Source organism: Lysobacter enzymogenes, assembly GCF_017168095.1.
GTDB classification, from domain to species: domain Bacteria; phylum Pseudomonadota; class Gammaproteobacteria; order Xanthomonadales; family Xanthomonadaceae; genus Lysobacter; species Lysobacter enzymogenes_D.
Genome location: NZ_LXSD01000237.1, coordinates 1 through 21,377, shown reverse-complemented (window position 1 = coordinate 21,377; position 21,377 = coordinate 1). Strand labels below are relative to the sequence as shown.

The 21,377-nt window shown below is 67.5% G+C and carries 12 protein-coding genes; 5 read left to right on the top strand and 7 right to left on the bottom strand.

What is annotated here, in order from left to right:
* Positions 1-780 precede the first annotated feature (780 nt).
* The 4 genes from A7A76_RS06235 to A7A76_RS06220 form a co-directional block, all read right to left on the bottom strand.
* On the bottom strand, positions 781-1,155 hold the full coding sequence (locus tag A7A76_RS06235) for a hypothetical protein (protein ID WP_206410375.1): 375 nt from the start codon (positions 1,153-1,155) through the stop codon (positions 781-783).
* Between the two features lie 21 nt (positions 1,156-1,176).
* Positions 1,177-6,129, bottom strand: a complete 4,953-nt coding sequence (locus A7A76_RS06230; RefSeq protein WP_206410374.1) for an RHS repeat-associated core domain-containing protein — start codon at positions 6,127-6,129, stop codon at positions 1,177-1,179.
* Positions 6,130-6,508: 379 nt separating this feature from the next.
* The gene (locus tag A7A76_RS06225) at positions 6,509-7,516 is read right to left on the bottom strand and encodes a hypothetical protein (protein WP_206410373.1); all 1,008 of its coding nucleotides are present in this window, start codon (positions 7,514-7,516) and stop codon (positions 6,509-6,511) included.
* Between the two features lie 447 nt (positions 7,517-7,963).
* Positions 7,964-8,638: a DsbA family oxidoreductase gene (locus A7A76_RS06220; RefSeq protein ID WP_206410372.1), complete on the bottom strand. Its 675-nt coding sequence runs from the start codon at positions 8,636-8,638 to the stop codon at positions 7,964-7,966.
* A 346-nt stretch (positions 8,639-8,984) separates the two neighbouring features.
* Between A7A76_RS06220 and A7A76_RS06215 the strand changes: the two genes are divergently transcribed.
* From A7A76_RS06215 to A7A76_RS06195, 5 genes are all read left to right on the top strand, one after another.
* Complete coding sequence (locus A7A76_RS06215) at positions 8,985-12,947, top strand: M48 family metallopeptidase (RefSeq protein WP_206410388.1); 3,963 nt, start codon at positions 8,985-8,987, stop codon at positions 12,945-12,947.
* A gap of 189 nt (positions 12,948-13,136) precedes the next feature.
* A complete protein-coding gene (locus A7A76_RS06210) occupies positions 13,137-14,564 on the top strand; it encodes a CynX/NimT family MFS transporter (protein WP_343225293.1) in 1,428 nt (475 codons plus the stop codon).
* 369 nt (positions 14,565-14,933) lie between these two features.
* Complete coding sequence (locus A7A76_RS06205) at positions 14,934-16,538, top strand: N-acetylmuramoyl-L-alanine amidase (protein ID WP_206410370.1); 1,605 nt, start codon at positions 14,934-14,936, stop codon at positions 16,536-16,538.
* Positions 16,539-16,636: 98 nt separating this feature from the next.
* Entirely contained in the window at positions 16,637-17,962 is a 1,326-nt protein-coding gene (locus A7A76_RS06200) for a condensation domain-containing protein (protein WP_206410369.1), read from the top strand.
* Positions 17,959-18,969 carry a glycosyltransferase gene (locus A7A76_RS06195; protein ID WP_206410368.1) on the top strand — a complete coding sequence of 337 codons (1,011 nt, stop codon included), beginning with the start codon at positions 17,959-17,961 and terminating at the stop codon, positions 18,967-18,969. Before A7A76_RS06200 ends, A7A76_RS06195 begins: the two co-directional genes overlap by 4 nt.
* A gap of 183 nt (positions 18,970-19,152) precedes the next feature.
* Here A7A76_RS06195 and A7A76_RS06190 read toward each other — a convergent pair whose 3' ends face one another.
* From A7A76_RS06190 to A7A76_RS06180, 3 genes are all read right to left on the bottom strand, one after another.
* On the bottom strand, positions 19,153-19,698 hold the full coding sequence (locus tag A7A76_RS06190) for a DUF6630 family protein (protein WP_206410367.1): 546 nt from the start codon (positions 19,696-19,698) through the stop codon (positions 19,153-19,155).
* A 204-nt stretch (positions 19,699-19,902) separates the two neighbouring features.
* A complete protein-coding gene (locus A7A76_RS06185) occupies positions 19,903-20,112 on the bottom strand; it encodes a cold-shock protein (protein WP_074861621.1) in 210 nt (69 codons plus the stop codon).
* 433 nt (positions 20,113-20,545) lie between these two features.
* A partial coding sequence (locus A7A76_RS06180) for a hypothetical protein (RefSeq protein ID WP_206410366.1) occupies positions 20,546-21,377 on the bottom strand: 832 nt, incomplete at its 5' end.

Genomic DNA, 21,377 nt, shown 5'->3' with positions numbered 1-21,377 from the left:
TCGGCAAAGCTGGCCGGGTCGTGTCGATGGCGGCCCTCACGGGATGCGGGGGCGATCCTGCCGCTCTCGACCGCCTGGCTCGATTTCAGATCGTCGTTGGAACTGCAAGACGGGCAGGACCCGCTCTACGCGGATGCACAAAGCAGGAGGAGGATCAGGCACGGGCGGCGATCCGGTCGCCACACCTCCACCGCGCTGACAGGTCCAATGCGCAACTGCCCTCCACCTACAGGGCGAACCACAGCGCGTCCGTCACTTTGAACGACAGGTACTTTCGCGAGTTCTCAAGGCCGGCCGGGTCGAGTCCAGACACTTCGCGAAACAACAGCGATTGGATGTCGGATTCCAGGCGGCCCACCCACGCGGCAAGCGCTGTCTGCGCCGCGGCTCGAACGCCAGCCCGGGACAGCAATCCTTCTTGTAGTCCCTGACCGCTTGCTCGGTGCAGGCATCGGGCCCTACTGGTTCCATCAGAAAAGCGCCAGCGGAATAACAGCGCGAATAATGCGTGGGCACGGCGACGCCGCCGAGACAGCGGTCGAGCCTCGCGACTTCGTGATGTGTTTGCGAGGAGCGCATGCGGTTCGCGCGCGAACGCCGTGGCCGCGGAGATTACAGGTGGCGACGGGACGACTAGCGCCGGCCCAGCAATGCGTCAAAGACCGAGGAGAAGAAGTGCGACCATCGAATCAAGGAAGCCTTGCCATGCACTGTTTATCGCAAAGCGCGAAAGCGCGCGGCGCCTTCAAGCCGAAGTTGATCAACACACCTGCGCCCCATTCAAGAAGTATCCACTCGACGAGCGTCGACGCGCTCCAAGGCCTTCTTACGCACGGTAATCAACGCGACGAATTCCCTAGGGTTATCCGGAGTCACCACGACATTCCGATAAAGCCCATCCTTTCGCTTAATGACAACCATTTCAAGCGCATAGCGATCCTTCAGCAGAAGCGGGGACCAGCCGGCCGACGTTACTTCCCACCATCTCGCCACTTTGGCTTCGAGAACATCTTCAAACCTGATCGAAACGAGCTCGAACTTGCCGAACAGCTTGACGGAGAGAGAGTGCTCCCCCAACTCGTATCGATAGAGGCGCACCCCTCGAACCAGCAAAAGAACTCCGGCCGGAACGAGGAGCGCCAGAACGGGCAGCACGCTGGACGCCATATCTGGACCTCAACGGATCGCAGAGGTAGTGACTGTATTGGTCGGATACTCACTCAAACTTAAGCCGAGCCCTGGCCCAACGGTCATGCTGCCAATCCACACCGGCTTGAAGCCGACATAACCAAGACCGAGCTGTATGGAGAACTTATAGATTCCTATACCCAAATTGAAAGTAGAGGTTTTGGCCACCCCTCCCAAATCTTCGGGACATTCCGCGTTCGTAATATACGCGCCGCCGCCAAATCCGGCAAAAGCGCCAACAACACCCGATGCGTTGACGAGCGAAGTTCCCCCGGGGCGAGTCCATTGAGTCTGCCCAGTCGGGCCCTTAGAGAGGAGGCCACCACCGGCGAAGCCGCCCAAAGGCGCATCGTTCCAATCCCTTATAAATACGCCACCTCCAACTGAGCCGGTCGCACCAGCGCTCAAACCAGGCACGCCAGCCTCGGCGCTACCTCCGCCAAGTACCCCGAAACCGAACAGCCCCAAAGGATCGACATAACTCAGCGGGTTCCCACCGACGTAGAGGTAGGTATTTGGTCCGCCGAATAGGCCAAACGGGTCGCTCTGCAAGTAGCGCCCTGTGTGAGGATCGTAATCGCGGTAGTAGTTGTAGTACGCGCCGGAATAAACATCGTAGATCTGCCCTGCGTACCTGAGATCGAAAACCGTCGGCACGCCATCGGCATCAGGATCCTGATCCGGAATCGTCGCCCCGAAGACCTCACCCCTCATGTCCCAAGACCAAATCTTTGCATCACGCACGGCGTCGATAACGGCCCGCGGCGCCCCCAGATGATCGGGCTGGATATAGCTCAGCTTTTGCACATTTCCATCCGACATGAGCACGCCGACAGGAAAATCTCCGAGCCAGATCGTTTGCTGGGAGGCTCCGCTAGCAACCCCATAACTTCCTATCCAATGCGCGTTGTCGTAGAGATAGCGCCGGCTGTCCGTTCCCGCCGCTACTGGCGCCGTCAGCACTCGTTCGCCCAGGGGGTTGTAACGATAGCTTGCTTGAACCACGCCTGCGGTCTTGATCGCAGACAACCGGTCATTCGCGCTATAGACAAAGTCTTTTCCGGAACTGCTAATGGCGACGACACTACCAGCGGCATCGTAGCCACGCACGCTCCCCGCCACATCCGTCAACCGATGATTGGCCGGCGAGTAACCGTAGATCTGCGTGATGCCGCCGCGCGTCACGCCGACTCGATCCCCAGACGGATCGTACTGATAAGTATCCAACGCCGCACCAGTTGGCCCGTCCCGCGTAACGGTCAGCCGTCCCAACGAGTCGTAGTCGTATTTGGCAAGTTGGGCACTTTGCAAGCCGTCTTTCAATCCGACTAGCTCACCGATCGAGTTGTACTCGTAGTACAGCGACAAACCATCCGGCAGCGAGTCGAATATGCGCTTGATGCGATAGTCCTGATCATACGCGCGAGTTAGCGTCCGCCCGCTCCCGTAAGCCCATCCCGCGACCGGACCGAAGGGCTCGTATACCACGTTATTCAGCAGTATGCTCCGGGAACCGCCCAACGGAGAAATCCCGATTTCTTTTATCCGCGCCTGACCATCGCGCACATAGTCGACCAGCAAACCATCGGGATAAACCATCGTTGCAAGATGCCCTCCGAGGGAATAGGAGTAGCGCAGAATCAGCGCATTTCCATCGGTCACCTGCGCCTTGCGCGCCACTTGCCCGAAGCGGTCGTAGCAGTACTTCAGCTCAGTCCCATCCGCGCGCATCGCGGTAACGCGGCCGATCGCGAAAGTCTCGCCGGCCGTGCAGATGCTGTTGACCGTGTCGTAGTCGTACTCCACATCGGCAGGGCCGCTGGCGGTGTAGAACACGGCTTTCGGGCGGCCCAACGCGTCGTAGGTGTAACGATGCGGGACTGCGTCGTTGGCGTCCTGCTTGGTCGCGACCCTGCCGGCGGCGTTGTAGGTGTAGTCGGTAATGCCAGTGTCCGGACTGGTCAGCCGGGTCTGATCCCCGAAGCCGTTGTAGGCATAGACCGTATCCAATCCCTTCGGATCGGTAACCTTAGCCACCCGATCCAACGGGTCGTACTCGAACTTGGTCTCGACATTGAGCCCACCGACATCCTGCAGCGTCCGCACCAACCGGTTGAGCGGGTCGTAGGTCTGGTCGGTGATCCGGCCAAGCGCATCGGTGGTGCGGTCCTGATTGCCGCGGCCGTCGTAGCGGTAGACAGTCGCGTTCTGCGACGCGTCCTTGTTCGCCTGCAACTGCCCCAGCGTGTTGTAGACACGCGACAAGGTGCGCTTGAGCGTGCCGGTCGAGGTCTTGGTGTCTTCCTTGGTCCGGTTGCCCTCGTTATCCAAGGTGTAATGGATAGTGTTGCCGTCGTTGTCGGTGACGTCGGTCAGGCGCTGGGCCGCGTCGTAGGTGAAGGTCAGCGAGGCGCCGTCGGGCAAGGTCGACTTCTTGAGCTGGCCGGTCGGCCAGTAGTCGAAGCGGGAAATGCGGTCGTCGGTTTCGCTGTTGTTGTCGGCGCCGCGGACCTTGGTGGCGAGCAGCCAGCCGCGCGTGGAGAACTCGTTGTCGGAGACGACGCCGTTGATGTCCTTGCTCGACAGCAGGCGGCCTGCGGAGTCGTATCGCAGCATTTCGGTCGAGCGGCCGAGAGCATCCGTGATCTTCCACAGGTCGCCCTTGCGATAATCGCAATTCGTTGGCGTCGCGGTGCAGCCCGCAGCATCGGCTTGGTAGTAGCTAAAGCGGGTCACATCGGCCACATCGCTGCGCGGACCGTCTACCGCGATCACTTGGCCGACGATGGGACACAAGCCCGCATCCACATCCGTCTGCTCGCAGTAGGTAGTGGTCGTGATCCGCTCTTCGTTGTTTGCCGGGTCGACGGCCGTGGCGATCGTAGGCTGACCGCGCCCGTTGTAACTCCACTTGCTCTTCTGGACCACGACGCCGGCGTTATTGAGTGTGCGCCGCTCGCTGGGCTCGTTGTACGCGGTGTTCCAGTCGGTCTGGATGGTTCGAGTCCATGCTGTAGTCGCACCGGCCGTGGTCAGTCCTTCGGTCCGGCCTGTCAGATACTGTCCTGTATAACTGTAATTCGTTCGCGAGCCTCCCGCTGCCGAATCAAAAGCTATGCGCCAGCGATTCTCGTAGCCTCTCGAAAGCGTCTGCGAAACCGTAGCCGCGTCGCCACTGGTGATCGACCCCAGCAGACGCTTGAACTCGGCCGCGTCGTAGCTGTAGTTCCTGACCGCACCAGAGGGCAAAGTCACGCGGGTCTGCTGCATCGACGGATAGGCAAGCGTGACCTTGCCGGCGCCGCCCGCGTGTTCGCTGATCGTCACCCAACCGTTTTGGTCATAGGAATAGGTCGCCAGCCGGGTTCCGGATTCATCCACGACTCCGGTCATATGATTCGGGAACTTGGCTGCGTCGCACCCGGCTATCGTCTCGCCCGTTGCATTCCGGCACAGATACGCTGCTTCGCCGTACAGATAGCTCCGCCCCGTACCGGCAACCCCGTCGTGCAAGGCCGCGGTGATGCGCCCCGCGGCATCGTGGACGTACTCCATCAGCACCTTACCCTCGGACTCGATCCGTACGAGCCGGGATTGCTGTTGAGCACCAGGGAGCACCGTATAAGTGAATTGCAAGGTTCGACCGCGCGAGTTGGTAGCGCGTCGCACCAGATCCGCAAACGGGCAACTGTCGCTGCCTAACTCGGCGCCGCCGCAGTAAGTCAAGTCGACCCAATGGCTGGCGATCTGCTTACGGACCAGCAAGCCGCTGGCACTGAACCAAAGGGCATTCTGACCGGGCCGGCTGAGCTTCCAGACGCCGCTCGCGGGATCCGAAGGCATCTTGACGGGTTTGCTCAGCGAGAGATTCGGCGAGCTATGCGACAGATACGTCCCTTGTCCCGGGACGACTTCATAGAGACGTTCGACGTATCCGTCCGAACGGACGAAGAAGGTCGCATAGCCCGAACCATCGAACATGAGGCGATCTGAGAAGGAATGCGACCAGTTGTCTCCCAGCCCGGACGTCAAGGGGAAGTCCGCGATGGAGTTATACGCGCGGCTGAAATCGAAACCGTCCCAGCTGAAATCTTCTTCGCGATACTCCTTGTTGCCGTAATCCGCCGAACAGGGATTGCCCACCCTGTCGTTGAGCGCGTTTGCGGAAAGGCCCTTGCTGGGACCGCCCGAGCAGGTGCTGTACGGCGCACGCTGAGTCACCCATTTGGTTATGGATCCTTTTGCGCTGTTATTGCAGACCAACGGCCAGACGCCGTACCTGGGCTCGCCGAAATCGTTATTTCCGGCCGTGAACAGCTCAGGACACAGATACTCATCAACACGGTTGATTCGATAGGCATAGGAGTGTCCGCTCGACGAAGTCGCCACAATCCGGCGCTCGTTTGGAATGGATTCGCCGCTGTAGTGGACCGCATTCATCGTAACCAGAACACTGCGGTTGTTGCTGCTGGTCGCCGACCACATCGTAAAAGGCGCCGACAAGTACGCTCCCTGGAGCACCGGCGTGTAGTTGTTCTCGAGCGGATAGGCCCGCATGCTCGCAGCGACCATCTCCTCTTCGCTTCGGCACTTCATGCCGGAGCAATCGGTGGCGTTCCCAGTCGGATGTCCGTCGTAGTAACCGCCTTGGTAAGACTCATACTTGCGACGAGGCACCGTGTACTCGAGCACCATTTTGCTGTGGCCAAGATCGCGCACGCTCGTCTTGCGCAGAAATGCGTTTCCGATGGGCGTCGGACTGGGCTCCGTCCTGATGAAGGCTTCGGCTTCCGCGAGGGTACTGAAATCGCGCGACTCGGCATTCGGCATATACCGAGTGGCGCTGTACACGAACTCGGCTGGCGTTTGCGCGACGGCGGCTCCGCACCAAGTCAATCCAGCCAACAGGCCAGCCCGCAGCACCCAAAGCATTCCTTTCATTCTGAACTCCCAGTATCCGACTGAACCACGACCACAGGGACAACTGCTATATAAAAGACAGAGGCATTCCCCGCCTCGATCTCGGGCGGGCATCTGCGGCGAAGCTCGCTCCGCCGCAGAACCCCCACACACCCGCTTTGTCTTACTCGACGCCAAACGCCTCGCCACTGAGGCAAGACGGGATCGAATTCGCGACCACTGAATCTACTGAGCTCATCCGTTGAGTCTCACCCGATGAACGCCCCTGCTCGGCCAGACGCTTCCCCTTTCAAGATACGTCCCACCCTCGCAACATGATCGTTCAGAACGCGGCCGAGCGACAAGGCGCTCCCTGGCGCACCATTTGTAATTTTGCGTGGCAGGCGGACCATCAGCCCATTCACCGATACGGGTTGTAGCTATACGCCCCACCCACCGCCTCCGGAATCCGAAAGTAATCCATCACCAACCCCACCGGATCCACAGCCAACGCCCCGCGCCCCGGCCCGTCGTTGCTGTCGTCCCACCCCCACGGCGCATTCGCCGTGTTGACGCTGCACCCGATCGCGCCGCTGCCGCAGCCGCCGCTCTTGTCGCCGGCGAAACTGCCGTAGCCGGCGAACAGCGATGGGTTGTTGCGCTGGTCCCACATGCCGCCGGGTTCGAAGATGTCGATGAGCTTGTATTTGACATCGCGGTCGTCGGGGCCGGAGGGCACTTCGGCGACAGTCAGCGACGGGTAGTAGACGACGCCGTCGCCCTTGATGTCGTAGGCGGGCCAGGCCTTGAGGCCGTGGCCTTTGGCTTCCTGCGCGGTGACCGGGTGCGGCGCGCCTTGGTAGGCCAGGAACGACAGCGTGCCGTCGATGGTTTCGGCGTTGCCGGTCCAGCCACTGCCGGCCGGCACGTAGGAGAAGAAGTCGGTGTGGGCGACGGTGACGGCGGCCTTGAGCGTGCCGTAGGCGCTGCCGTCGCGGGCGACGGCGAACATCACGCCTTCGGCGTCGTTCTCGTGTTCGGTGTCGAAGAACGAGTCGGTCCAGTCGCGCGGGTGGAAGAACAGGTAGGTGATGTACCAGTGGGTCGCGGTTTCCACCACCGAGTAATAGGCGTGCGCGGCCAGCGGGTAGGCGCTGTTGCCCGCGCGATCCCAGTTGTTGCGCGCGTCGAGGTCGCCGTCGAAGTCGTAGCGGGCGATGTAGTCGGCGGCGCCGCCGAGGGCGTGGCTGCCGGTCTGGTCGACGTCCTGGTAGTGCACCGGCGCCCAGCGCAGCGCGAGCGCGGCGCGGTCGGCGGGGTTGGCGGCCGACAGGCCGGCGGCGGCGGCCGCGTTGGCGGCGAGCAAACCGGCGCCTAGGCAGACGAGGCGCACGGCAGTGCGCAGGCGGGCGGCGAAGCATCGGGGCATGGCGGCGGTCCTGGCGTTGGGCGAACGCAGGAGCTTGCGGCGGCGGCGATGGCAGCGATGTGGCAGACCGCGCGCGGCGGCGGGCGAGTGCGCGGATTCGTTCGAACCGTCTCGTCGCGAATGCGGCGGCGGTCACCCCCGGCGCGGCGTGTTGCGCTGCACGGCGGGTGAAAAAGAAAGGCGGGCGGGCGCGAACGCCGGGCTGGCGAAGGGAGGGTTGCGGCCGGATGGGGCCGCGGCGCGGATGCTAAGGCCGGCGCGTCCTGCCGACAAGCGCTCGCGACGCGTTCGCGCATTGCGGCGGCCGGCGCGCAACGGATCGCACTGATCGCGCAAAGATGCCGCACCACGAAAACGCGCAAAGCCGCGTCTTCGTCGCCACAGCACCGGTGCGCAAACGCACCGGTGCCGACTACACGGACTGAAGCAAGCGAACCGCGCCGCCGATCAGCCGCGCGCGCCGCCCTGCGCCGCGATCTGCCGCAGCGCCGCTTCGAACTGCTCGACCGGCTGTCCGCCCTGGATCAGATGGCGGTCGTTGATGATGACCGACGGCACCGCGCTGATTCCGGCCTCCTGGTAGAACCGCTCCTGCTGGCGCACCTCCTGCGCGTACTCATCCGAATCGAGCACGGCGCGTGCGCGCTGCGCGTCCAGCCCGGCCTCGCCGGCCACCGCGGCGAGCACCTCGCGCGAGGACACATCGCGGCCGTCGGTGAAATAAGCCTTCAGCAGGGCGTGCTTGAGCGCGCGTTCGGCATCGGCGCCCTGGGTGCCGGCCCAGTGCAGCAGGCGATGGGCGTCGAAGGTGTTGTAGATCCGGTCGCGATCGCCGAACCGGAAACCGACCGCGGCGCCGCGCTCGCGCAGCGCTTCGCGGTTGCGCGCCAGCTGCTCGGCGCCCAGGCCGTACTTGTGCGCCAGGTGTTCGTCGATGCGCTCGCCTTCGGCCGCCATCTGCGGATTGAGCTCGAACGGCTGGAAGTGCAGCTCCACCTCGACTTCGCCGTCGAGCCGGGCGATGGCCTGCTCCAGCGAGTTCAGGCCGACCGCGCACCACGGGCAGACCACGTCGGAGACGAAGTCGATCTTGACCTTCGCGGTCGGGTTGGACGAACTCATGGCAAGGCTCCGCGCGGCGCGCAATTCGAGGATGCAGCCACCATGCGGGCGCGGCCCGGCGCCATCAACCCGAATCCGGGCGCATCGGCGGATCGGTGCGTTCTACCGTCAAGGCCTGACGAAATTCGCATCCGCGATGCTGCCCAGGTCACAAAAATCGGCGCAGAATAGGCGGGCGTCCGGCCGGGGCGCCCCTCGCGGGCAGGCCGGGCGCGCACACCGCGGCCGCGCGCCGCCACCGCTCGATGGGGACAACATGGACTCGATGTACCCGGCCGGACCCGCCTCCGTGCCCGCGCAACTGACTGCGCCCAGCGCCGCCTACCGTCGCCATGCCTGGCTGGCCATGCTCGGCCTGCTCGGCTTCGTCGCGATCTACTTCGCCCTGCTGGTCTGGTTCGGCTGGACCGCCTGGCGGCTGTTCGCGGCGCTGGTCCAGGGCGACGGCGGCAACCTGATCGGCAACGGCATCACCGGCGCCTGCGCCGCGTTCCTGTGCCTGTTCATGGCCAAGGCGCTGATCTTCAAGCGCCGCGGCGCCGGCGGCGAGGACCTGGAACTCAAGCCGGCCGACCAGCCCGAGCTGTTCGCCTTCCTGCACCGCCTCGCCGACGAGGCCGGCGCGCCGCGGCCGCACCGCGTGTTCCTGTCGCCGCGGGTCAACGCCGGGGTGTTCTACGACCTGTCCCTGCTCAACCTGATCCTGCCGTCGAAGAAGAACCTGGAAATCGGCCTGGGCCTGGTCAACGTGCTCAACCTGGGCGAGCTCAAGGCGGTGCTGGCGCACGAGTTCGGCCACTTCGCCCAGCGCACCATGGCGGTCGGCCGCTGGGTCTACGTGGCCCAGCAGATCGCCGCGCACATCATCGCCAAGCGCGACGCGTTCGACGATTTCCTGCGCGCGCTGTCGCGCTTCGACCTGCGCGTGGCCTGGGTCGGCTGGATCCTGTCGCTGGTGGTGTGGTCGATCCGCTCGCTGGTGGAGATGGTGTTCCGGCTGGTGGTGCTGGCCCAGCGCGCGCTGTCGCGCGAAATGGAATACCAGGCCGACCTGGTCGCCGCCTCGCTGACCGGCAGCGACGCGCTGGTGCACGCCCTGCACCGGCTCGGCGCCGCCGACGACGCCTGGAGCCGCACCCTGAGCTTCGCCAACCGCGAATACGCCGCCCAGCGCCCGGTCGCCGACCTGTTCGCGGTGCAGACGCGCATCATCGAACACCTGCAGCGGGTGTTCGCCGACGCCGAATACGGCGAACCGCCGCGGTTGCCCGACGCCGGCCGCGAGCAGCACCGCGTGTTCAAGAGCGAACTGGCGCAGCCGCCGCAGATGTGGTCCACCCATCCGGCCAACAGCGACCGCGAACGCAACATCAAGCGCAGCTACATCGCCTGCGAGATCGATCCGCGCCCGGCGCTGGAGCTGCTGCGCGACGCGCAGGCGCTGAAGGAACGGATCTCGCGCGAGATGATCGACAGCGCCGAGCCGCTGGCGCCGGTGCCGATCGCCGACAGCCTGGAGCGCGTGGACCGCGACTTCGACGACCTGGCCCTGGACCGGCGCTTCCGCGGCACCTACCTCGGCCGCTCGATCGTGCGCGATTACGACCGCCCCGACGAGCTCTACCACAGCGTCGCCGACGCCGCGCTCGAGGCGCAGCTGGCGCAGTTGTACTCCGCCGAGCACGGCCAGGCGCTGGAACGCCTGCGCGAACTGGAAGCCGAACGCGCCACCCTCGACGCGCTGCGCGCCGGCCACCTGCGCGCGCCCGGCGGCGTGGTGCGCTGGCGCGGCGGCGAGTTTCCGGCCAAGCAATTGCCGAAGGTGCTGGCCGAACTCGACGCCGAGCTGGCGCCGCTGCGCCACCAGGTGCGCGAGCACGACCGCCGCTGCCGCAGCGTGCACCTGGCCGCGGCGCGCGCGCTGGGCGGGCCGTGGCAAGCGCTGCTGCGCGGCCAGCTGGCGGTGCTGCACTACGCCGACCATAGCCACGCCGATCTGCAGGACGCCAACAGCCTGCTGGTCAACACCTACGAGGTGGTGACCGCCGACCGGCGCGTGTCTTCCGACGAACTCAACCGCCTGGTGGCTTCGGCCAATCAGCTGCACCGCACCCTCGACGCGCTGTACGCGCACGCCGCGCAGGTGCGCCTGGACAGCCGCATCGCCGCGCGCCTGGGCGCCGCCGACTGGGCCGCGGCGCTGGGCGAGTTCCGCCTGCCCGCGGCCGACCGCGACAACATCCAGCAATGGCTCGGCGCGATCGACACCTGGGTGCGCGGCACCGTCGGGCCGCTGGCGGCTTTGCGCGACGCCGCGCTGGAATCGCTGTTGGCGACCGAAGACGAAGTCGCGCGCGCGCTGCGCGGCGGCGGCGAGCGCGGCGGTGCGGACGGCGTGGTCGCAATTGCCGACGCGCCTGCCGTGGACGCGCGCACCGCGAGTGCGGACGCGCCGGAGCGCGCCGCCAGCGCGCAAGCGAGCATCGCCGCGGTCGCGCGCGATGCATCGGAACAGGCCGCCTTCGACCAGGCCATCGCCGAGCGCGTCGCCGCCGACGGCGACGAAAACGCCGACGGCTACGACCCGGACAACGCCCGCTTCGCCGGGCCGTCGGACGACGCCCCGGCCGCGGCGCCGCGCGACTACACCCGGCTCAAGCCCGGCAACGGCCGCAAGCACCAGACCAAGCTCGGCTGGTGGGACCGCTTCCAGACCGCCGACGGCGTGCTGCCGTCGATCTCGCGCGTCGCCGCGGCCGCCGGCATCGTCGGCGCGGTGCTGTTCGTCGGCGCCTCGGTCGGCATGACCAAGCTCACCGTGCTCAACGGCCTGGCCCAGGCGATGCGGGTGGAAGTCGACGGCCGCGGGTACGACCTGCCGCCGCTGCAGAACGTCACCGTCGAACTGGCCGACGGCGGCCGCCACCACGTGGTCGCGCGCACCGCCGACGGCGCGGTGGTCGAGGAATTCGACAGCGACGGCCCAGCCCACGCCTCGCACTACGTCTACAACATCGCCTCGGCCGCGCCGCTGGTGGAGTGGACCGCGGTCTACGGCGCAGTCGGCGAAGTGCCGGAGAACAAGCTCGGCGCGCCGCGCTGGATCGCCTCCAGCGCCGATCACATCTTCGAGGAGCCGCCGAAGCAGATCAGCACCAAGGGCAACGGCGGCAGCCGCCGGGTATTGCAGGGGTTCGCCGAATTGCCGCCGTCGGATCAACTGGAACTGGCCCGCGACGACGCCGAGAAGCGCGCCCTGATCGCCGCGCATGCGCACTGGGACGCCGGCGATTCGCGTTACCTCGGCGAGTGGCTGGCGCGCGCCGCGCAGTTGCCGCAGTTCCCGCAACTGCTCGAGCAACGCCTGCGCCGCGCACCGGCCGAAGTCATGAGCTTGCGCGCCGAGCAGGAGGCGGCCAAGGGCAAACCCGGCTACGCCGAAGTCTGCGCGCGCCATCGCGCCCTGTCCGAACGCGCGCCCGATTCGGCCGACCTGCGCTATATCGCGGTGCGCTGCGCGCCCGACGACGACGCGCGCGACCGCGCCTTCGCCGACGGCCACGCGCGCTGGCCCGAGCATCCCTGGTTCGCGATGGCGGTCGGCTTCGACGCCAACGAGCGCGCGCAGTGGCGACAGGCGCTGCCGCTGCTGCAGCAGGCGGCGAAGCTGCCGCAGATGACCGAGTGGATGAGCCTGGAGGCGGCGCGCACCCAGCGCGCGATCGACGGCGAATCGGCGCAGGCGGCCGGCGCGGGCGCGCTCGACTCGCGCCAGCTCAAGACGTTCCTGGCGATCGAGCAAGGTGCGGTGCCGCGGCAATCGCCGACCTGGGCCTACGTCGCGCTGAAGTCCGGCGACCTGGCCGCCGCGCTGGACGCGTCCAAGGCATCGCCGGAACAGCACGCGCACATGCTGCGCATGGCCGCCGCCTCCGACGGCGCGCCGGCGCAGATGGTGCAAGAGGCGTTGCGCCAGCCCGTTGCGGCCGAGCCGGAACTGGCCAGCGCCTGGGCCCTGGCCGCGCTGGCCGAGCGCGAACACGACGCCGGCGCCGCGCGCTTGCGCGAGCAGGCGATGCGCGCCGACCCCGAGGACTCGGCCAAGATCGCCGCGTTCTTCGACTCGGTCCGCCGCGGCGGCGCCGCTTCGACCGAACAGGCCGAACGCGCGCTGGGCAAGATCAACCCACGCTCGCGCGGCATCGCCTACGCCACGGCAGTGGTGATGCTCGGCCGCGATTGCCCGCAGGCCTGGCGCGACGGCGCCAAGCGCCTGCTGTTCGCGGCCGAGCGGCCTTACTTCGGTTGAGGCCTGCGCAGGGCGCGGCCATCGCGGCCGCGTCCTGCGACGCACGGGCGAACGGGCGCGCGCGCAGGCGCCCGGAACCGCGCGCCGCGAGCGCTCGCCCGCGCGAACCCGCCTGCGGCCGCACGCCCACGGCCGCGACTTTGCCGCAACTGACCGTTGCCGCGCCGATGCTGGCGCGCGTCGCGCGCAGTGGCCACACTGTGGCTCACGCTTCTCCCCCGCTATCCCCCGCCCGCGCGCCTCGCGGCGCGCCGCACGAACGACGCCTTTCGCGCCCGTGCGCGGCCTCGCGGCCGCGCCGTTCGTCGTATCTCCCCTCCTGTTCCCGCCGTCGAAGCCGAACCCATGAGCGCCACCGCCGCCCCCGCTTCCGCCGTCCGTCCGCTGTGGCAGGGACGCGCCTGGGTGCTGGCCGGCATCGTGCTGTCGGCGTTCACCCTGCGCACTGCGGTGACCTCGCTGACGCCGCTGCTGGACGCGCTGGGCCGCGAATTCGCCTTCGGCGCGACCATGACCGGCGTGTTCGGCATGGTGCCCACCGCCGCGTTCGCGCTGTTCGGCGTGGCCACGCCGGGCCTGGCCCACCGCATCGGCCTGGAACGCGCGGCGTTGCTGGCGATGGCGGTCGCCGCGCTCGGCCTGCTCGCGCGCGGCTTCGTCGGCGACACCTGGCAACTGCTCGCCGCCAACGCGGTCGCGCTGGCCGGCATGGGCATCGGCAACGTGGTGCTGCCGCCGCTGGTGAAGCGCTATTTCGGCGACCGCGTCGGCACGGTCAGCACCGCCTACATCACCGTGCTGCAGCTCGGCACCATCCTGCCCGCGCTGACCGCGGTGCCGCTGGCCCAGGCCGCCGGCTGGCGGGTGTCGCTGGCCTCGTGGTCGCTGGTGGCGGTGGCCGCGGCGCTGCCGTGGCTCAGCGTGCTGTGGATGGAAGCGCGCGGCCGCTCGGCGCAGGCGCGCGAACTCGCGCGCGCGCACGACCGCGCCGTGGCCGGCGGCGACGAAGCGCCGGAATTGCCGGCGCCCGCCGCGCGCGGCAAGGTCTGGCGCTCGCCGGTGGCCTGGGGCATGACGCTGATGTTCGGCATGACCTCGCTGGTGACCTATTCGATGTTCACCTGGCTGCCCAAGCTGCTGGTCGAAGCCGGCGGCAGCCCCGCGCTCGGCGGCGCGATGGTGGCGCTGTTCTCCACCCTCGGCATGATCAGCGCGCTGACCATGCCGGCGCTGGCGGTACGCATCGCCAATCCGTTCCCGATCGTGCTGGCCTGCGTGCTGTGTTACCTGGGCGGCTTCGCCGGCCTGCTGCTGGCGCCGATGCACCTGACCTTCGTGTGGGTGGGGCTGATCGGCCTGGGCCCGAGCACCTTCCCGCTGGCGCTGACCCTGATCAACCTGCGCACGCGCACGCCGGCCGGTTCGGCCGCGCTGTCGGGCTTCATGCAGGGCCTGGGCTACACCTTGAGCTGCGCCGGCCCGCTGCTGTTCGGCTGGCTGCACGAGCGCAGCCACGGCTGGGTATGGCCGTTCGCGATGCTCGGCGCGTGCCTGCTGGTGTTGATCGTCGGCGGGCGCATGGCCTGCCGGCCGCGCTATCTCGAAGACAGCTGGTAAACCGCCGCGGCATCGCCGCGACCGGCGCCCGACCGCCAACGCCGTCGCTGTCCGCACAGCGGCGGCGTTTTCGCATCCGCGCTCTACTCCACATCGCGTTGCGTTCGCTAGCGCCCGCGCGATGCGCTGCGCGCGCCATCGCGCCGCGCGAATCCGCGCACGTTCGTTCACCAGCGTGAATTCCCCGCAGCGGCGCGGAGCAAACGCCGGATATGGAAACGCGGGCACAGATCGATCTGTCATCTCGCGGCCGTTTCCGGCAAGCGATCACGTAACGCGCGTGCGCGGTCAAGACAATGAACCTACGGGATCCATGCTTGCCATGCCAATACGCGGCCGCTCGCGGCCGCGTCCGAAGGAGATCGTCCGATGCATTCGCACACTCTCGCCGCGGCTCTCGGCGGCGCCTTGCTGTTGGGTTCGCTCGCCGCCGCCGCCGCGCCCGACGCCGCCGCCCTGCGCCTGGAACTGGATCGCGGCAACGCCCTGGTCGCCGCGCAAGTCGCGCGCGCGGCCTATCCCGAGTATTTCCGCCGCGCCTACGCGCGCTATCCCAATCTTCCGGCCGGCGCGCTGGAAGCCATCGCCTACAGCGAAACCAACTGGATCCACGTGCGCCCCGAAGCGCAGAACCCGCGCGACCTGCACATGCCGCGCTCCTACGGCGTCATGGGCCTGTATCACGGCGGCGGCTTCGCCGACCAGGTCGGCGACGGCGCGCGCCTGATCGGCCGCAGCGCGCAGCAGGTGATCGACGATCCGGAAAGCAACATCCTTGCCGCCGCGGCATTGCTCGACCGCGCGCTCGCGGCGGGCCAACCCGACAAGCGCAGCCGCGCCTTGGCCGCGCCCGAGGCCATGGCCGCGGTGCTGGCGCGCTACGCCGGCTACGGCGCCAGCAACGGCGGCATCGCCGACTACGCGCGCCAGAGCTTCGCCTACGGCGTCATGCAGACCCTGCAGCAAGGCGTGGACGCGCAAGGGGTGAAGATTCCCGCGCAGCCGCTCGAACTCGAACGCGCCTTCGATCCGGCCCAGTTGCAGAAACTGCGCGCGCCGGCGCTGCTGATGAACGCCGCCGACGACAGCGTGCGCGCCAATCCGGCGCTGAGCCGCGACCTGGCGCGCAGCGCCGCGCCGGCCACCGACGTCGGCGCCAAGGCGGTCGACTTCGGCGAAGCGATCTGGAACCCGGCCAGCGCCAGCAACTACAGCACCGCCTCCAACCAGACCAGCGCGGTGATCATGCACACGATGGAAGGCTCCTATGCGGGCTCGATCTCGTGGTTCCAGAACCCCAGCGCGCAGGTCTCGGCGCATTACCTGATCCGCAAATCCGACGGCCAGATCACCCAGATGGTGCGCGAGTACCATCAGGCCTGGCATGCGAAGAACCATAACTACTACACCATCGGCATCGAGCACGACGGCCGCGCCGCCGACGCCGGCAACTGGTCGGCGGCGATGGTCAACGCCTCGGCGCGGCTGACCAAGAGCATCTGCGCGCGCCGCGGCGTCAACTGCGCCAGCGCCTGGCAGGGCCCGGGCTACGACACCTTCCACCTCGTGCCCGACAGCGTGCGGGTCAAGGGCCACGGCATGCTCTCGGGCAACGAGAACCGCTACGACCCCGGCAAGTACTTCCCGTGGTCGAACTACTACAGCCTGATCAACGGCGGCGGCGGCAATCCGAATCCGCCGGGCAAGTACTGGGTCGACACCTTCGCCAACGCGACCGGCTACAAGTGGCCGTCGACGCTGACCCCGGTCGGCACCTTGAACCAGGGCACCAACTACGTCTACTGCAAGGCCTGGGGCGAGGAAGTGCGGGTGGGCAGTTCCTACAACCACTACTGGCTCAAGACCGACCTCGACGTCGGCCCGGCCGGCGCCTGGGTCTCGGCCTATTACCTCAGCCGCTGGGGCAACGACGAGGCCCGCGACAACAGCGGCGCGGTGATTCCCGACTGCTGACTTCGGATCGAACCAAGGCCCCTCTCCCGCACGCGGGAGAGGGGTTGGGGTGAGGGCCCCACCCCAGACCGCTTCCACCTCCCCACACGAGCCCTCCGATGAAACGCAAGATGATGCTGTGCGAGCGCGTCATGTACGTCGATCGCGATTCCACCTTCACCATCGTCCAGGCCGCGCGCGTTCGCGGCGCGCTCGACGAACGGCGCCTGCGCGACGCGCTCGACCGGGTCCAGCGCAAGCACCCGATGCTGCGCTGTTCGGTCGAGGACGGCGATCCGCCGACGATGGTGCTCGAAGACGATCCGCAGCCGATCCCGCTGCGCATCACTGAGCGCATCGACGGCGAGGAGTGGCAGCGCCAGTCGCACATCGAACGCGAAACCCGCTTCGACACCGCCCGCGCGCCGCTGATGCGGCTGACCTGGGTGCGCGGCCGCGACGCCCAGGGCGAGGTCGGCGAACTGGTGCTGGCCTGCCATCATGTGATCTGCGACGGCATGTCGATGCTGACCCTGCTGCGCGAGATCCTGGCGCTGTGCGCCGATCCCGCGCTCGACATCGGCACCCACACCGGCTTCAACGCGCTCGAGGACATCCTGCCGGCGCAGGCGCTGAGCGACCGCCGCGTGCGCCGCAGCGCGGCGTGGAAGGCGCTGGCGTTCCGTTTGTTCTTCAGCCTGCGGCGCAGGCGCAAGCCGGTGCCGCAGGGCGAGTTCTTCGTCCTGCACTGGAAGCTCTCGCGCGAGGACACCGCGGCGCTGGCCGCGCGCGCCAAGGCCGAGGGCGTGACCGTGTTCGCGGCGATGAGCGTGGCGTTCTCGCTGGCGTTCCGCACGGTCAAGGGCGCGGCAGCCACCGGCAAGATCTTCTCGCCGGTGGACATCCGCAAGTTCCTCACCCTGATCCGTCCCGACCAGTTGTTCGCCGCGGCGCCGGGCACCATCGTCCAGCTCGACACCGAGCTCGCGCCGGACAACGTCGACGACGCCGCGTTCTGGGAACAGGCGCGGGTGTTCAAGAGCCGGCTCAACCAGAAGGTCGAGCGGATCAGCCGCAACGTGCACGAGTACTTCATCGGCCTGGAAATGATGCATTCGATCTTCGGCCAGTTCGTCGCCGAGCGACGCTCCGACCTGGACAAGTTCGACACCACCATTTCCAACATCGGCCGCATCGACATCCCGCAGGACTACCCGGGCTTCCGCCTGGAGACCGTCTACAGCCCGACCGCACGCCTGCCCTGGCGCAGCACCACCGCGATCCTGAGCTCGGGCTACGCCGGCGAGCTGGACTTCGTCTTCACCTGCGACACCGCCTCGCTGTCGCGCGCGCAGGTCGAGCGCATCCGCGAGATCGCCATGCGCCTGCTGCGCGAGCGCTCGCACGCGCCGGCCGCGGCGCTGCCGCTGCGGGAAGCGGCATGAGCGAGGCCGGCTTGCCCGCGGCGGACGATCGCGACGCAGCGAGCGCCCTCGCTGCGTCCGCAACGCCCGATCCCCAATCCGATCCCGATGCCTTCGGCGCGGTGGTGGTGCTGTGGCAGCCGCAGCCCGAGCACGTTGAACATCTCGAACGCGTGCGCGCGGCCTGCCGTCACCTGATCGCGGTCGACAACTCGCCCAGCGCCGATGCGGCGCTGCACGCGCGGCTGCGCGCCCACGGCATCGAGGTGCGCCACAACGCCAACCGCGGCGGCATCTCCGGTGCCTACAACGTCGGCGCGCGCGCCTTGTTCGACGCCGGCCGCCGGGTGGTGTTCCTGCTCGACCAGGACTCGCAGCTCGGCGCGGACTTCTTCCCCGGCATGATGCGCGCCTGCGCGCGCGCGCAAAGCGAGAACGAGGCCTTCATCGTCGGCCCCAAGGTGTTCGAGGTGAACCTGGGCCGCTATCTGCCGGTGTTTTCGCCGCAGGCGCGCCTGCCCAAGCCCGAGCGCATCGACGAGCGCAGCGAAGGCCTGGTGCCGACCTTGTTCGTGATCTCCTCCGGCTCGGCGCTCTCGGCCGCGGCGTTCGCGCGCATCGGCGAGTTCCGCGAGGACTACTTCATCGAATACGTCGACATCGAATACGGCCTGCGCGCGACCCGCAACGGCGTGCCGGTGCTGGTCAACACCGAGGTCGAGCTGCGCCAGCAGGTCGGCCAGTACGTCAAGCGCGGGATCTTCTCGACCAGCAACCACGTCGCCTGGCGCCGCTACTACGCCTCGCGCAACGCCGTGCATGCGCTGCGCTCCAACGCCTCGCGCTGGTCGATCCATTGGCTGATCGAACTGCTGACCCTGCACCAGGTGGCCTGCGTGCTGGTGTGCGAGCAGCACAAGCTGCGCAAGGTGGTGGCGATCGCGGTGGGGTATTTCGACGGCCTGTTCGGCAAGCTCGGCACCTTCGAGCAGCGCCATCCGCGGGTGGCGGCGTTCTGCAAGCACTGAGAGAACGCGCAGTTGAGAGCACAGCGTCGGGCCTGAAGGCCCTCCCACAAGAGCCGGCGGGCCTGAGTTGTCATAGGAAGGCCTTCCGTTGTTGTGGCAGGACCTTCAGTTGTTGTGACAGGGCCTTCGGCGGTTGTGGGAGGGCCTTCAGGCCCGACGCTCCTGTCTCAGCGCAAACGAAACTCAGAAGGCTTCGTTGGCCGGCTGCACATCGATACCCAGGCCGGTCGCCACCGCCTTCATGTTCTCGTCGTCGCGCCGCAGCGCGATCCAGCCGGCATAGGCATCGCCGCCGGTGTCGTAGTTCCACAGCGTGTAGCCGTGCTCGCGCAGCCGGTCGTAGGCGATCGACATCAGCTCGGGCACGTCGACCCGGTCGAGGAAGTCGTCGTCGGAGGGATCTTCCACGCCCCAGTCGATGCGCAGGTTCCAGCGCGCGGCGAGCTGGTCGAGCACGTCGACGAAACTGGCGGTGTCCTTCCAGTCGACATGGAAACCCGAGGTCCAGTCGATGGCTTCCTGCACGGTCTCCACCGGCTCGCGCTCGTCGCCGTTTTCCTCGCGCGCTTCGCGGTAACGGGCGAACTGCTGCAGCGCGCTGTCTTCGTCGCCGGGGTTGATCAACAGCAGCAACTGCCAGACCAGGGCCTCGTCGTCGAGCTCCTCGCCATCGTCGCCGGCGAAGTCGTAGCCGTCGTCTTCGTAGTCGGATTCGTTGTCGGGGAGCATGGTGCGCGCTCGTCGCGGGAGGGGGCGCTCATGGTCGCGCCGGCGCGGCGCAAAGAAAAGTACGCACGGCGGCGGCAACGCGCGCGGTCGGCGCGGGCGCGCGCCGGACTTGTCGCGGACAAAAGAAAAGCCCGGCTTGCGCCGGGCTTCTCCAATGCATTGGCGGACGGGTCCGCCGCAAGCTTGCCTAGGCGGCAACCGCTATTACAGCGGCTGGACCTGGTCGGCCTGCAGGCCCTTCTGGCCCTGGGTCACGACGAACGAGACCTTCTGGCCTTCCTGGAGGCTCTTGAAGCCGTTGCCGAGGATGGCGCGGAAGTGCACGAACACATCGTCGCCGCTCTCGCGGGAGATGAAGCCGAAGCCCTTAGCGTCGTTGAACCACTTGACGGTGCCGTTCTCACGATCAGCCATTTTTGCTAACTCCTTGAAACATAACGTTGTAAGTACCGCTTTCGCGGCGTTGGAGCTGGTCGCAAGGAGGAAGCGTGGAACGATGGAGTGGATCTGTGAATCGACGATCTACGGCATCGGGTCACGACCTACGGTGACCCTTGACTAACTCAGCACGCACACCGTAGTGGCGTCCGCAGGGAAAATCAATTGGTCCCGACAGCGAAATTCATCCGCGCGCCCCGCCCGGCCGGCTCCGGACCGGCTTCAGGGGCCGATGGCTGCCCATAACGGGCTCACTAGCCGGTTGATTTTCATAGCTTTTACCGCTAGCGCCCGGATGCCGACCGGTTCAGCCCCGGCCGCATCGGCCCGGCCCAGCTGAATCGGCCTTCGATCACGCCGGAGCTGCGATCCGTGTCCATTCGCGCGCGGATGGCGCGAAACCGGCGGCTCAGCCGCCCTCGCCGCTCTCGGCGTCGGCGCGGGCCTGGGCGCGCTCCCAGATCGCGTACTCGGCGCGGTTGAGGCGGAACGCCTGCAAGGCCATCGCCGCGGCGCCGCGGTCGGCGGCGTTGCTGGCGGGGTCGGCGGCGATGGCCAGCAGCGCGTCCTTGAGCCGCGCGCTGCGCGCGGAGGTTCCGCCCACCGCGACGATCGCCTTGCTGCGCACGCTCGCGACGGGATCGAGCAGGCCGCGATGCAGCGCGTCCTCGGCCTGCGCCGGTTCCGCCCACTGCGCCAGTTGCGCCACCGCATCGCCGCGCACTTCCGCATCGGCGTTGCCGGCGAGGGCGGCGAGCCGTTCGATCACCGGCGCGGCGTCCTCCTCGGGCATCGCCGTCGGGGTGAGCCGGCGGATCAGTTCGGCCTCGCGCTGCGGGTCGCCGCCGGCGCGCAGCTTGGCCAGCATGACCTCGCGCACTTCGGCGCGTTCCAGCGAGTAGGCGCCAAGCAGGTCGAGGCCGATGCGCTCGTCCTCGGGGCGGGTGCTGGCCGCGCGCGACAGCGCGTAGCGCAGCACTTCTTCGCCGCCGACCGCGTGCAGCAGCGCCAGCAGTTCGCCGCGCGCGTCCGCGGCGGTTTCCTGGCCGTAGCGGCGCAGCAGGTCCTGCAGGAACGCAGGGTCGCGTTGCGCGCGTTTGCGCAGGGCTTCGAAGCTCACCGGCGCGGCGCCGCCGAGCGAGAGGTAGTCCGGATAGGGCGACGGTGCTGCGCCACCGTCGCCGTGACGCGCGGCGGCTGGCGCGGCCTGCGCGGCGACCGGCGCCGGCGCCGGCGCGGCA